This is a genomic window from Helicobacter sp. 10-6591 (assembly GCF_003288805.1).
Taxonomy (GTDB): Bacteria; Campylobacterota; Campylobacteria; order Campylobacterales; family Helicobacteraceae; genus Helicobacter_F.
Genome location: NZ_NHYK01000028.1, coordinates 1 through 14,426, shown reverse-complemented (window position 1 = coordinate 14,426; position 14,426 = coordinate 1). Strand labels below are relative to the sequence as shown.

Genomic DNA, 14,426 nt, shown 5'->3' with positions numbered 1-14,426 from the left:
CCCGATAATTAAGCTAGCATAAAGACTTCAAAAAATACAATCCAGGCCGGAACAAAACCATAAGGGAGTGAGAAACATATCTTAACACTAGGAGTTTATAAATGGTGCAAGTAAATAGGTTGGCGTTAGCTTTGCTTTTAGGTCTAGTAGGTGTCTCCTTTTCGCAAGAGAGTGAGGAACAAACCAAAAAATCACAGCAAGACAATGAGGGGGGGGGGGGACTATTAGAAGTTAAAGTAGATTCCAAACAAGAAACCAATACAAATGGGTTTTGTAGGAATGAGTTTGCAGGTACTGGATGCTTTATAGGTCTGGAAGTAGGATATAGCGCAAGTGTCAAAAATAGCATAGCGATAGCGATTCCGCAGATTCCGCAGATTTCACAGATTAGTAATTCTAGTGGAAGCCAGCAGACTTCCTCTGTACCTGTAAATCTTACCTTTGGCTACCAATGGTATTTTGCAAGCAAGGCAGGTTTGCAATTTAAAGGCTATGCAGGCTATGCTAATTACAACTCAAAGGGAGAAAACAAAGTCCCTACAGTTACTTCAAACAATGGAAATGTACCTATAGAAATGAGCTCTTCTGCTATCCATTACGGGGTAGAAGCGAATTTTCTCTATGACTTATTTCAAGGAGAAAGTGTCACATTTGGTATAAATGCTGGAGTGGGTTATCAGTTTGGGACATTTATAGGACAAAGGGTAACAATTTCTGGTCAAGAAACCCAACAAGCAACCAAATTATTTGGCAAACCAGTCATAGATTTTGAAAACTACACTGCATCTAGCTTCACTTATAATGTCGGTTTGTATCTTGCACTTTCAAGACACCACTATTTTGGATTCAATTGGCGAGTAACACCGCGCTATTCTGCTCCAAATAGTGGAGGAGATATGACTAAGATGGTTAATATGAGTGGTATTGGTGTGCCTGGTGTTGGTGTACCTGGTGTTGGTGTATCTGGTGTTGGTGTATCTGTCAAGTATAAATCTGCTCCTGCAAGCTCTTTCTTACTCTCGTATTCGTATCTATTCTAAGTGATCCGATCATAAGTGTCCTGCTTTGGGAAGTAGATCCCAAAGCACAAATGGCAATAGCTTGCCTATTTGTCTAAGACTACTTCTGACCTGGGTGTAAGCCCATCTAGCTTGAGGACTTTTCTTCTCTTTTACCAAAATCCTTCTCTTGCTTTTGACAGAATAAATGGGATTGTTCGCATTTATCTGAAGCGTGTGCGAAGCTTCAAAACAACCAACCCTTTGATAAATCTGCCTCCTAACCAGCTATAGAGTGAAAAGAGAGTCTCTCTTGGTTTTTATGAAAGAAGGATTTATATGCTTGGTGTCAAGAGCAAGAATCAAGGTGCTTGTGTATCTGGTCGTGATGACACAGACCTCTCGCATTTCATGCGATTTCATGCCTTCACATTCAAGATTCCATCGTAGTGGTAGCTAATCTCCTCTTTGTCTTGATGATGGGGTTTTGGAGAATCTTGAGTATCTTGTTGTGCATTGTTTTGGCTATCTTTTTGTGTCTCTTGTGTATGAGAAGTTGGAGGTATGGATTCTATCTCTTGGAGCTTGCGGTCAAAATCTTCTTTGTGTGCTTGCTGTAAGAGGTCATTTCTTGCTTGAGCATTAGCAAGCTGTATAGAGCTTGCTTGGGCGTTTTGGTTAATGTAGGTAATATTTCCTGCGACACTTATTCCCATGGTTTTTCCTTATGTTTTGTATTCTAAAGTTTGGTATTTTGCATATACGACATTTGCACCTTGTGTGATTTTCACAAATTTGCGCTTTGTATAATCGACTTGGACACTAAGAGCTTGAAGCTTACAAAACGCACAGAGAATCTGCGCTGCTTTGCGCAAGATATCATTGTCTAGCTTTGATTTTCCACAAAAAATTATCATATGCGAACTGGGTATATTACGCAAATGCAGCCAGATATCCTCGGACTTTGCAGCTTTGAGCAATGCGATGTTTTGGAGGGAATTTCTTCCTATACCAATCTTTATGTCTTGTATAAAAAACACCTCAAAACTCTCCTTATTCTTTGCAAACTTATTGCGAGTGCTTTTTGTTGGCACAAATATTTTGAGATCTTCTAATGTGGTAGCACTAGCAATAAGCTGTTTTTGCGAATCCAAAAATTCCAAAGAATCTGTGAGGTTTTTGGTTTGTCTGTGAATATTTTGGGCTTTGTTGCGTGTCTTTTTGCTCAAAGCAAAATAGTGCTGGGCAAGAGACGAAAAACTCATCGCGTCTTTTGTGATGGGAATTTGTATAGCACAATCTTTGAGTGCTATCTGTAAGTCCCTCGCCTGCTCTAGTTCATCGGAGCTGAGCTTGATATTTACATCCGATGCATAGAGTGCTTGGGGATCTAAAGTATGCAAGTGGAGCAAAAGCACATTCGCATAAAAGCCAAAACGTTTTGCTAGAACTTCTAACTCGTGCTCTTGTGGTAGCTTTTCTAGATTTTGCTCAAGATTTGCAATTTTTGATTCTATATTTTTGAGTGCTTGGGATTTGGCGCATTCAAAACGCACGCGTATATGCTCTAAATACAAATCATAAAGCAAGGATTGGTTGATGACAACAGCCTGCGTAGGCGTAGGATTTGCTGGTTGCGGCAATCTATCAAGGATCTTGCCTACTTGTAAGGTGCGCTTTGCATTGGGTAGATGATGCAATGCCTCAATTACCACGCGATTGTCATCTAATAAAATGGCATTGGTAAATTTGCCAGTGAATTCAAGCTCTAAAGAAAACTTTTGTTTTTTATACGCGGAGTTTGACAAAAAGTACAAGCACAAAATACGATTATCACCATCAACCTGACAGTCTAAAAGCTTCGAGTGATGGCACAAGTCTCGGAGCTTACAATCAAATGGCGCAGTATAAATCTTGCTTCCTAGAATCTTTTCTTTGACACAATACATTCCACTAGTACCACGACTAAGATCTATGTAAAAGAGCACATCATCGATTTTAAGCAGCAAGATATTATCAGTAACACGTTTGCAAAAATAGATTTTCTCTAGTCCTGTAATATAAGCACTTATGCCTTTAAGTAGTGCGAGATTCATTATATAACGCCATTTTTGCTTAGTGCAATCTTGGCAAACTCCAATGCCTCCTTGCTAATCTCTTTCCCGCTAATTATCCGCGCAATCTCATTGATACGTCCTTGTGTATCTAGGAGTTTTATCTCGCTTGTTTGGGTGTTTTTCAAAACCAAAAAATGATTGTCCGCCAGACTTGGCATATGCGGCTGGTGAGAGATCGCAAATACCTGATAGGTTTTTGAAAGTTTGTGTAAAACCTGTGCTACCCCTTCACTTTCCTCTCCACTTAAGTTCGCATCAATCTCATCAAGCACTAAGATTCCAGTTTGAGCATTCGCATCCATACATAAAAGTGCAAGACGCAAACGATTGTATTCGCCAGAGCTTAATGTGCTAATCTCGCTTCCACCAAGTGTCAAGATACATTCATCAGTGCCATTTGCTTGCAGGACTTGCTTGCTTAGCTTTATCTCCAAAGGTTTGAGGCGCAGAGTCTTGCAATATACAGCCAAGGCATCAGTAAATGACTGCAAGCCTTTGCTCCGATTTTCACACAATTGCTGCGCGTAAATATCTAGCTTTGCACACAAATGCTTGAGTTTTATTTCTATTTCTTGCTTGTCAGATTCCATGTTTTTGTAGTTTTCTAGCTTGTGTTGTTGCTCTTGGCAGGTCTTTAGTGCATCTTCTATGCTTCCATAGCGGCGTATCAAATCACTAAGAGCACTTAAGCGATTGAGTATATATTCTGGATTGGTCTCCTCTAAGGAATGCAATTGCTGCTCTTTAGAATCCAGCAGAGCTTCAAGCTCGGATAAACCCTCAAAAAATAGCGGGCATTCACTCTCACTTACTTGCAAAAACGAATCTACACATCCAAGAGTCTCTAAGCTTTCACGCACATTTTTGATTGCATTTGCGATTTTTTCTTGGCGTGAGAGGGTTTTTTTGAGCTCTAAAAGCTCTTCATATTCTCCTATTTTTGGCGCAATAGTCGTGATTTTTTCAACTTCAAATTGTGCGATTTCTCGGAAAGACTGCATGTGTCTTTGGTCTTGCTCAAGATTTTGTAATGTGATTTTTGTCTGATTGTATTGAGAAAAACTTTCTTGAAATTCCAAAAGTAAATCCGCATGAGTAGAGTTATATGAGCAGATAAATCCATCCAAAACACGCAGGATATTTTCTTTGCTCAAGTCATTATCTCCACGCGCACTAATGTGCTTACAAAAGGTCTTGGTAAGCTCAGATAGAGATTTTTTGGAACTTGCTTGGTGGTTGAGAAAATAGCGCGCTTTTTCTTTCTTCAAAATACTCAAGTTAAGCTCTTCATCATCTGCTAGAATTCCATATGCTGCCAAGTCAAGAGAATCTGTTTTCAAAGCAACCTCGATCAAATCTGCATTGCTGTCTTTGAGGCCAAAAACTGCAAGCAGAGATTCCATAAAAACAGATTTGCCACTGCCGCTCGCTCCGCTAAAGACATTAAAGCCTGCAAAAAGCCCTAGATCTAGGAGCTTGAAAGCCGGGGAGTTCTTAATAAGAATGCGTGTAATCACAACTCACCCCATTTGAATTTCTCGCGCAGGATTTGAAAATAATTGCGCTCTTTAGGATAAATGAGATATGCACAATCTTTGCTCTCTTGGATAAGAATCCTGTCTCTTGGGTAAATATCAATATTTTCTTGCCCATCAATAATAAGTAGTGCACTTTCTTTGGTGCTGAATTCAAGCTTGATGGAATTATCAATTACCAATGGTCTTTGTGTGAGAGAATGAGGGGCAACTGGAGTGAGTAGAATATTTTTAGAATACGGATATACGACAGAACCACCCGCAGAGATATTATAAGCAGTAGATCCCGTAGGTGTACCTACAATAAGCGCATCGCAGAAATAAGTATTGAAATTCCAATTGTCAATTTTTGCTTCAATATCAATCAGTCCTGAGAGATTCTGTTTAGAGATAAGAAATTCATTGAGAGCATAAAGAGTGCAGTAAGGCTTATTGTCGCGTAAAAGAGTGCATTCTAGCATCATATGGTTTTTTATGTCATAAGTACCATTCTTAAGATTCAGAGCAAAACACTGCAACTCGCTAGGCATAATGGCGGTCAAAAATCCTAATCGCCCGGTATTTATCCCCATACACGCGATATTTTTCCCTGTAGCACGGCGAATCATAGAGATAAGAGTGCCATCTCCACCAATTGAAAGCAAGATATCGCTCCACTGCGTAAGCGTAGCAAACTCCACGCCCCTAAAGCCAATCATAGCTGCACTGATAGAATCTAGCTTCACTTCGATTTCATAGGACTTCAAAAGTGCTTGTATTTGCTCAAAAACACTCTTAAGATTAGGAGTTGATGGACGCAAAACCACACCAATTTTTGTGATTTTTTTGGGTTGTAGTACTGGAGTCATTGCATTATAAAAATTATTCTTTGCTTACATAATACGCTTTGACAAGAAAACCTCGCTTGTTTGGCAGCTGCTGGGATAAACCTTCAAAAACAGCAATATTTGGTGCTATCTTGGTTGCTAGCAGAATCGCTTCTTTTGCTCGAAAGCTTGCTAGTCCTTCTTGCTTTAGTTCCGCATGTGCCCCGCGATATGGACGCGTATCTACAACGCCTGCAATCTCAACTGCCACAACCCTTTTATCATCAAGAACCTTTCTGAGCTCTCTACGGAGATTTTGCTCACATATTTGGCTTACTTCCCACTTCCCTAAAAGCAAATTGCTACATTCGCTCACTAGCTCCTCTTTTGGCTTGATGATATACCCAAGATTAAGGGCTACACTTTGTTGCTCGCTTTTTAATGCTTCTGCTTGCGCTTCTAAACGTTTGATTTGCAGGTCCCTTGCATCCAGCTCAGATTGCAGACTGGAATATGCATAAGTATCATTGCTGATTTTCATCACACTGCTTTCACTCCAGATAATCGCATAATACACAAGCCCTAACAAAAGCAATAAAGCAGAAGTGATAATCACCAGATATAGCCCGACTTTACTTTTTTGATTTGATTGTAGATCTTGCATGAGGGCAGTCCTTTTGAGATACGTAGTGGGCAGCGATTCTAGCAAAGTTTCTCTGTATTTGTCCTTATGCCTTTTTGACGAAATCACCCCTAATCATGCGCTGCACACCACCAAAATTGATTTTTAAGACAACTCCTGCTTTCGTATTGTTCACTTCCTCTACTCTCCCGAATCCAAAAAGCTTATGAGTAACCATATCGTTTATAGAAAATTGTAAGTCTTTGGCTTCTTGAGATGAGCTATTTTGGAAGTTAGCATCCAAAGAGGATCTATCCAAACCAGATTCTTTGAAAAATCTTGAAGGTTTTAAAATCTCTCTTTTGCCCTTGTAAAATCTGCTCTTCACGCTCGAAAGATAGAGCTTTTTTTTAGCTCTTGTGATTGCCACATAAGCAAGCCTACGCTCCTCTTCTAACTCACTATCATTTAGTATAAGCGGGAAAAATCCTTCTTCTAATCCAATCACAAATACACATTCAAACTCTAAGCCCTTAGCAGTATGTATGCTCATACAACTCACACTTTCACCAAAATCTTCATCAGCATTTGAATCCAAAGACAAATCGTTCAAAAAATCATTCAGATTCTCACCATCGCTGTTTTTTGCCCATTCGCGCAAAAGCCCGTAGAACTCTGCGATATTTGCCATTTTGTCAAGTGATTGGCTTTTGCTGAATTCACTTGTAAAATCAATGTATTGCTCAAAACTGCACAAAAACTCCTCGATTCCTTCTTTGAGTTTTTCTCTTAGTATTTCAGTAATGCCAAAAAACTCCTCGAGCTTCTTGACATTCTTTGCACCAATAGCTTGTGATAGCTCTTCTTTATGCTGGATAAATATCTCTGTGATACTTTTATTTTTATGTGTGCTTAAAGATTCTATGCGCTCTTGGGTAATTCTTCCGATGCCACGTTTTGGTTTGTTTAATATACGCAAAAGAGAAAAATCATCATGGGGATCAAGCATGAAACGCAGATAGCTTAATAAATCTTTGATTTCCTCTCTTTCATAAAAGCGCATAGTGCCTATGATTCTATAAGGAATCTTAGCGCGATTGAAGGCTTCCTCGATGCTCCTGCTTAAGGCATTCAAACGAAACAAAACGACAAAATCCTCTGGCTTTGCACCATTTTGTAGCTTTTCTTTGATAATGGATGCAATGAGATTACCCTCACTTATTTCATCAATAGAATCTAACAATTCCACATCCTCATCTTGCCCTTGTATCCCAAAGCAGCTCCTAAGTTCTTTGCCAAGTCGCTTTGCATTATGCTCTATAAGCGTATTTGCTGTATGGAGAATCTTAGGGCTTGAGCGATAATTTAATTCAAGCTTTATTGTATGTGCGCCTTGAAAGTATTTTGTAAAATCCAAAATATTATTGATATTTGCACCACGCCAAGAATAAATACTCTGATCATCATCACCTACCACACAGATATTTTGGTGTGTCGAAGTGAGATATCTTAAAAGTTGGTATTGTAGCTTATTGGTATCTTGGTATTCATCGACCATAATATATTGGTATTTTTGGCTCTGCTCCTGACACAAAGCGGGGTTAGCCTCTAAAATTTTGCAACTAAGGTAAAGCAAGTCGTCAAAATCAAGCATATTAGAATTAATAAGCTGCGTTTCATACTCATGATAAATCTTCTGGAGCTTCTTGGCTTCTGGTGTTTTCGCATACAACTTTGCTTCATCAGCACTAATAAAAGCGTTTTTATTATTTGAGATATACGCAAGAGCATAAGCACTAGGAATATTGGGATTGAGCTTTTTTAGAATCCTTTTGCAATCAGTGGAATCTAAAAGCGTGAAGTTTGATTGACGCCCTAATTCTTTGATATGAAAGCGCAAAAATAATAAGCCAAATTTGTGAAAAGTACAAAGCAAAGGTGGGATTGTAATCATCGAGCTCAAAAGTTGTAGAGAGCGTTCTCGCATTTCTTTTGCGGCTTTGTTGGTAAAAGTGAGTGTAAGAGTAGCATTTGGTGGGATTCCAACTTCTTCTATGAGATAAACAAGCCTTGTGGTAAGTGTCTTTGTCTTGCCGCTTCCAGCACCAGCAAGGATGAGTTGCGCTCCATTGATATGCTTGACTGCCTTAAGCTGGGCGGGATTTAAGGTTTGTAGTATTGATTGGAGTGGAGATTGAAAATCCTGCATATCCTCTTCCTACTTATGAAAGTACGCATTTAAAATGCTTGCCAAAAAACTCTTAAATCTTGGATTGGTTAAATGGGTGGCTAGATTGTCAAGAGGGCTTAAGGCAAAACATAATGTTTGCACTAGAACTCACTTACATGATCAAATACACAAAATCTTATGAGCAAAGTCATCTGAAAGTCTCAAGCGCTTTTTCTATCCGATAGAATCCCTCATCAACCTCAAGTTTTGTGATATTTAATGGGGGCAAAAACCGCACCACATTTTTGCCAGACTTCAAGATAAGAACGCGTGAGAGAAAGCAAGATTGTATGACCTTTGTTTGTATCGACAAGTCTTTTGTCTCAAGCCCACACATAAGCCCGATGCCTACTTTGTTGGTAAAAATTTTTGGGTATTTATGAAGCAAGGATTCTAGCTTATGATGAAAATAGGAAATAATATATTCCAGCTCGCCGTCTTTACGCATCCTCTCTAAAACTTTTAATACCTTCAGTCCCACACTTGTTGCAAGAAAATTCCCCCCAAAAGTACTTCCATGATCACCTGGCGCAAAAACATCTATTTTATTACTAATACAAGCGCCTATTGGCACACCACCACCCAAACCCTTGGCAGTCGTAATGACATCAGGATTTATGCCATAAACCTTAGAGGCAAAAATTTCTCCACTGCGATAGATTCCACTCTGCACTTCATCTACCATCAATAATATATCTTTTTGCTTCAAAAGCTTTGCAAGCTCTTGGACTTCTCTTTTATCCATAGAAGAAATCCCACCCTCGCCTTGTATCAATTCTAAAAGGACAGCACAAGTCTCAGAATCTATGACATTTTTAATATCTGAGATGCTTTTTGCACGCACAAATCCATCAGGATACGGACCAAAATGCTTATGCATCTTGTCTTGCCCTGTAGCTTTAAGAGAAGCTATTGTGCGTCCGTGAAAACTAGAATCTAAAGTGATGATTTTGTATCTATAAGAACCATTTGTGTGTTCTCCAAATTTTCTAGCCAGCTTTATTGCACATTCATTCGCTTCAGCCCCAGAATTTGCAAAAAACACGCGCAGTTCCTCTTTGTTACTTGATCCTTTGTGGTAATACCTTATAAGTCTTTTTGCAAGCTTTGCCTGTGGGGCGATGTAGTAGAGATTTGAAGTGTGTAGTAGGTTTTGTGCAGATTTTTTTATGGCTTTAGCAATTTTCTTATGAGAATGTCCTAATGCACACACACCAACGCCACTGCCAAAATCAATGTATTCTTGTCCCGTCGTGTCATAAAGTCTTGCACCATTGCCTTTGGTAAAAGCAACCTTACTGCGTGGATAAGTATGAAAAATATATTGATTGTCTAATGATTGTATATCCTCAAACTTCATACCCCTATCCTTAGCTAAAGTGAGCGATTATAGCAGATTTTGGAGTGCTATTTGCTTTGCGTGCTTATCTTTATTTTGGAGTAGCCCAGTGCAGATAAATTCACTCAGTAATTCTTATGGCTCTATCTTATTACAAGAGCAATTATCCCCATCACCTACACAATCTCTCTGGGAGGAAAAAACAGACGAGCAAGAGATACACACTCAAGAAAAACAGGATTACAAGCAAGCTCGTATAACTTATGGACTGCAGATTCTAGAGCTAATGAGCAATGAGGAATACCAAGCTTTTTTGCGTGCAAGCGAAGGCTTAAATGAAAACGAAAAGATTGCTATGGCACAGCATCTCTACCGCTTTACAAATTTTTACCAAGGACGCAAAGAAATAGAATCTTCTTATCTTGATGCAACCTTACAAGACAAATACAAAGCTTTTGGTATTGACAAAAACAACACTGAACGCAATGTAGCGCGCTACATTAATGCACTTAATGAAATTCAAAGCAAAAACCATCTACAATAGCGCCCTTCACTCAGTCAGGGTAGCTCAGCTGGTTAGAGCGCTGGTCTCATAAGCCGGAGGTCGGGAGTTCAAGTCTCCCCCTTGACACCATAACTTTTTGTAACAAATCTTAAGCTTTTTTTGCTTCTTATAATCTCAAACATACTCCACATTCTCTTGTGCATTGTAGCCTCTTGGTTGGTAAGTTTACAAGTGAGCTACAGTCATTTAGACAAATACTAAATTTTGCTCATTTGTGCTTTTATTAATTCTTTTACATACTGGCTTTGGGGATTGGCAAAAATCTCTTTGCTATCGTTCTGTTCTACTTGCAAGCCATTTTTTAGTACTAAGATTCTATGGGCACAATATTTTAGGATTTCTAAGTCATGTGTGATAAAAAGAAAAGATAATCCAAATTCACTTCGCAAGTGCAACAAAAGCCTAAGGACTTGCTTTTGGATAGATTTATCAAGCGCACTTGTAGGCTCATCAAGAACCAAAACATTAGGTCTTAAGATAAGCGCGCGTGCTATAGCTACACGTTGTCTTTCTCCGCCGCTTAGCTCATGTGGATAACGATAAAGCAACTTTGAATCTAACCCCACACAATCTGCAATCTCAAACATCTGAGACTGGATAAAGGCTTTTAAACCTGTAGAATCCAAACATTCTGTCTTCTTTAAAACATCTCTAAAAAATGGGTTTAGAGTGTATAAATCCTTGCTCTTAGGGACTTTAATGCGTATTGCTACTTCCAAACCCTCTGTGATGATCTCGCTTATATGCATTCTGGGATTAAGCGAAGCAAAAGGATCTTGGAATACAACGCTTATACTCTGAGAAAGCAACCTTCTCTCATATCCCCGAAAATCTTTCATTGGTCTTCCAAAAATCTTTAGCTCTCCCCTGCTTTGCATAAGCTGCAAAATACCTGCTGCCAAGCTTGACTTCCCAGAGCCAGATTCTCCAGCAATTCCTAGAATCTCACCTTTTTTGAGATGAAAACTGACATTGCTTACAAGCACTTTTTCTCTCTTAAAAAAGAAATTTCCTCTATCTACAACTACACTGAGATTGTTTGCAGATAATACCTGCGTATCGTGAGGTTTTTCCAAAGCAAACTCACTAAAATCAAGTGCATCCAAAAGGCTTTTGGTATAGCTTTGCTTTGGCGCTCTAAAAAGCTTTTGTGTACTCTGAGTTTCTATGATCCTGCCTTGTTGCATTACGGCGACATAGTCTGAAAGCACCCTTGCGATATGCAAATCATGTGTAATAACAACAAGCGCACAACTCTCAGAGAGCTTTTTAAGAAGTGAAAGAATCTGTGATTGGTTGAGAATATCAAGCGCGGTTGTTGGTTCATCACAAATAAGAATCTGCGGTTTATTGATAATACCCATTGCAATCAAGGCACGCTGCCTCTCTCCACCGCTTAATTGGTGTGGATAGCGACTAGCCAGAGCAAAGTCCAAACTGACTTTTGCAAAAACCTCTCTCAAAAGAGTATTTGCACTGACTTTGGAAGGCTTAGGATTATGCAAAAGATAAGATTCAAGAACTTGCCTGCCTACTTTTTGCAAAGGATTGAGTGCATTTAGTGGCTCTTGCGGGATGTAAGCTATTGTTTTCCCGCGCAAAGAGAGCCAGTCTCTTGTATCACCCAAATCCTTATTGTTCAAAAAAATTTTTCCTTTAGGATAAGAATCTGAATTTGTTAGCGGAGTAAGATTAAGCAATAACTTTGCTAGCATACTTTTCCCAGAGCCAGATTCTCCGACTAATGCTAATGCTTTATTTGGATATATATTCAGATGAATATCTTGGAGTATGAAATCTTTGCTTATTGCTAAAGTGAGATTCTGTATTGATAAAAGTGGCTTGGTATCTTGTTTGTATGCCATCTCATCCCCAGGGCTTAAATAGCTTATGTGGGATTCTGAGCAAATCCAACCACTTCCCTACAAAAAAATTTTCCATATCATCCAGATTTTGTGGGTTTGTGTAATATGCAGGAATCGGTGGAGCAACATGTGCGCCTAAAGTTGCTAGTGTGAGCATATTTTGTAGCATGATTGCATTCAAGGGCATCTCACGCACGCACAAAAGTAACACCCTCTTTTCTTTTAACACCACACTCGCACTTCTTGCAATAAGGTTATCACTAATGCCTTGGGCAATTTTAGCAAGCATGTCTGTACTCGTTGGTATAACACAAAGCGCTTCAAGTTTAAAGCTCCCTGAAGACAAGCAAGAATCTAGCGCATCATTTTGCAATATAACTACTTTGCGCTTCAATCCTAAAATAGCCTGTTGCAGGTCTGATTCTCTAAACAATTGGTATTTCTCTCTCTCATAGACTTTGGATGCACCTTTGCTAGCTACGACAAATACTTCAATATCATTTGGCAAAGCCTCAATAAACTTTAATGCCAAATGCACACCACTTGCCCCACAGATTCCAACTGCCAATTTTTTAGGATAATTCATAAAAGCACACCTTGGTTTTTATCCACAATCTTTATACGCACAATCTTGCCGCTCTGGATATTTTTTACATTAATCACTTCCCCATAGCTTCCACTTTGGAGTGCCTGCAAGCTATGCTGCAAAACAAAACCATCACCTTGTGCTTTCACTTGCACAAAATCACCCTTTTTGACCAATATTTTTGCTCGGAGTTTATCTTTTGTAATAGTCATATCCTTAGGCAGATAAACTTTAGCGACATTGTATTTGAAATCATCCCTACAAGCAGGCAAGGAAGTAAAGCGCTCAAACTTCACTCTACGTTCGCCCACAAAACCATCAAAAGACTTACCTGCACTAAGGTCTTTTAATGCATAAAATACAGTGATATGCGCTGAGATTTTGTACTGCAAAAACAACTTTTTCTCTTGAATCTTGACCACCAACACACCGCTAGATTTCTTCAGTGCATTGGTTTTATGGAAAAGCTCAAATTCTGCATTGCTCAAATCCATCCCACTAAACTCGCTAACATTTACCAAGTCAACAGAATCTAACACAAAGCTCGCAACACAATTAGCTTCGTAATATTGCGTATAAAGATCCTGTAAGAATCTCATAGGCTCTTTTAAATATACCTGAGAGTCCTCCAATTTCCTCTCAGTCTGAGAATAGAGTATGCTACAGAAAATCACATCCACAAAACAAAGGAATAAAATCCTAAAAAACATAGCTATACCCTAAGCTCGTACTAAGCATTTGCTGGAAAATCACAGGACTATCATTTTGCGAACCAAAAAAAGAATCTACACCTTCACGAATATCTGTAAATCTACGAAAGATAACCTCGATACGATGCTTGCTCCTATATACATAGCCAAGTCCTATCCCTAGAGAAGTCTTGTTGCCAGAGGAGAAAAAGTCTCTGCCACTTTCCCCATTCTTTGCCAGCCATCTTGAAGTAAAATCAATTTTTGGAGAGATTGAAAGATCAATCACCACACTCACTGCATGATCATAATTCTGTCCCAAGTTGGTATCAAATAAAACATTCACCCCAATACTGTAAATATCAATACCATACTCACGTAATATCTCGCTCCCCACACTTTTATAATCCTTCTTTGCCTGCATCGTTGAGTATTGTGTATAAATACGAAAGCCTACATAGGGATTTGAAAAATACATAATTCCCAATTTAAAGTCATAACCGTAAGCAATCGGATAGTTTGCTTGGAATAAGTCTTGTGCGTTAGATTCTGCAAGTAAGACTGGTATAAGTGCTGCGTTTAGCCCGATAAAGATTCCACTTTTTTTATTTGCTATATTCCCCCACTCAATGTTTGGTTTACTAAAAAGATTCTGATAGTCCAATGGCTCAAGGTGGGTTTTATCAGTTACTTGAGGTCGAGTGAAAGAATCTTCTGTAGCATCTGTTTGCTCATAGAAAACTATCCTTTCAGAATCAGTTCCATAAGCCTGACTTAACACGTATAAAAAAATCAATGCAAAAAATCTTTTCACTTCACTCCTAATTTGACTGCATGATTATTGAAAATCTGGCAACTAGCTTGGCTGGCCTTAATAAATTCTTTCAATTTATTATTTAGTGCTTAATGTTAAAGCAGAGACTCTTTTTTTCTGATTCTCTATACTATTAATCTATTAAATCTTTGCCACCCTCCCCTAAAACTCCAATCCAACATTAAGCGCAGCATTAATCCAAGAATAATCTTTAGCAATTTCATTTGATAGCTGCAATCCTGCAAAGTATTTTTTCACAC

The 14,426-nt window shown here is 38.9% G+C and carries 13 protein-coding genes and 1 tRNA gene; 3 read left to right on the top strand and 11 right to left on the bottom strand.

Features of this window, described 5'->3' with window-relative positions; all coding sequences use genetic code 11:
• Positions 1-101: 101 nt before the first annotated feature.
• A complete protein-coding gene (locus CCY97_RS07695; RefSeq protein WP_112064887.1) occupies positions 102-1,040 on the top strand; it encodes an outer membrane beta-barrel protein in 939 nt (312 codons plus the stop codon).
• A gap of 377 nt (positions 1,041-1,417) precedes the next feature.
• On the opposite strand, the gene CCY97_RS07690 is transcribed toward CCY97_RS07695, so the two are convergent.
• The 7 genes from CCY97_RS07690 to CCY97_RS07660 form a co-directional block, all read right to left on the bottom strand.
• Complete coding sequence (locus tag CCY97_RS07690; RefSeq protein ID WP_112064886.1) at positions 1,418-1,714, bottom strand: hypothetical protein; 297 nt, start codon at positions 1,712-1,714, stop codon at positions 1,418-1,420.
• 9 nt (positions 1,715-1,723) lie between these two features.
• Entirely contained in the window at positions 1,724-3,094 is a 1,371-nt protein-coding gene (locus tag CCY97_RS07685) for an NFACT family protein (protein ID WP_112064885.1), read from the bottom strand.
• Positions 3,094-4,632 (bottom strand): DNA recombination protein RecN, encoded by a 1,539-nt coding sequence (locus CCY97_RS07680; protein WP_112064884.1) that lies wholly within the window; start codon positions 4,630-4,632, stop codon positions 3,094-3,096. The genes CCY97_RS07685 and CCY97_RS07680 overlap by 1 nt, the downstream gene beginning before the upstream one ends.
• Complete coding sequence (locus CCY97_RS07675) at positions 4,629-5,498, bottom strand: NAD(+)/NADH kinase (RefSeq protein WP_112064883.1); 870 nt, start codon at positions 5,496-5,498, stop codon at positions 4,629-4,631. Before CCY97_RS07675 ends, CCY97_RS07680 begins: the two co-directional genes overlap by 4 nt.
• A gap of 13 nt (positions 5,499-5,511) precedes the next feature.
• Positions 5,512-6,120 carry a hypothetical protein gene (locus CCY97_RS07670; RefSeq protein ID WP_112064882.1) on the bottom strand — a complete coding sequence of 203 codons (609 nt, stop codon included), beginning with the start codon at positions 6,118-6,120 and terminating at the stop codon, positions 5,512-5,514.
• Between the two features lie 64 nt (positions 6,121-6,184).
• The gene (locus CCY97_RS07665; protein ID WP_112064881.1) at positions 6,185-8,287 is read right to left on the bottom strand and encodes a UvrD-helicase domain-containing protein; all 2,103 of its coding nucleotides are present in this window, start codon (positions 8,285-8,287) and stop codon (positions 6,185-6,187) included.
• A gap of 169 nt (positions 8,288-8,456) precedes the next feature.
• Positions 8,457-9,668: an aspartate aminotransferase family protein gene (locus CCY97_RS07660; protein WP_112064880.1), complete on the bottom strand. Its 1,212-nt coding sequence runs from the start codon at positions 9,666-9,668 to the stop codon at positions 8,457-8,459.
• Between the two features lie 88 nt (positions 9,669-9,756).
• Between CCY97_RS07660 and CCY97_RS07655 the strand changes: the two genes are divergently transcribed.
• Complete coding sequence (locus CCY97_RS07655; protein WP_112064879.1) at positions 9,757-10,191, top strand: hypothetical protein; 435 nt, start codon at positions 9,757-9,759, stop codon at positions 10,189-10,191.
• Between the two features lie 13 nt (positions 10,192-10,204).
• Positions 10,205-10,281 (top strand) — tRNA-Met (locus CCY97_RS07650).
• A 128-nt stretch (positions 10,282-10,409) separates the two neighbouring features.
• Here the strand turns inward: CCY97_RS07650 and CCY97_RS07645 are convergent.
• The 4 genes from CCY97_RS07645 to CCY97_RS07630 form a co-directional block, all read right to left on the bottom strand.
• Complete coding sequence (locus CCY97_RS07645) at positions 10,410-12,077, bottom strand: ATP-binding cassette domain-containing protein (protein ID WP_112064878.1); 1,668 nt, start codon at positions 12,075-12,077, stop codon at positions 10,410-10,412.
• Between the two features lies 1 nt (position 12,078).
• Positions 12,079-12,663, bottom strand: coding sequence for a UbiX family flavin prenyltransferase (locus CCY97_RS07640; RefSeq protein ID WP_112064877.1), 585 nt, complete (start codon positions 12,661-12,663; stop codon positions 12,079-12,081).
• A complete protein-coding gene (gene flgA, locus CCY97_RS07635; RefSeq protein WP_181562865.1) occupies positions 12,660-13,262 on the bottom strand; it encodes a flagellar basal body P-ring formation chaperone FlgA in 603 nt (200 codons plus the stop codon). The genes CCY97_RS07640 and flgA overlap by 4 nt, the downstream gene beginning before the upstream one ends.
• A gap of 100 nt (positions 13,263-13,362) precedes the next feature.
• Positions 13,363-14,166 carry a hypothetical protein gene (locus tag CCY97_RS07630; protein WP_112064875.1) on the bottom strand — a complete coding sequence of 268 codons (804 nt, stop codon included), beginning with the start codon at positions 14,164-14,166 and terminating at the stop codon, positions 13,363-13,365.
• Between the last annotated feature and the right edge of the window lie 260 nt (positions 14,167-14,426).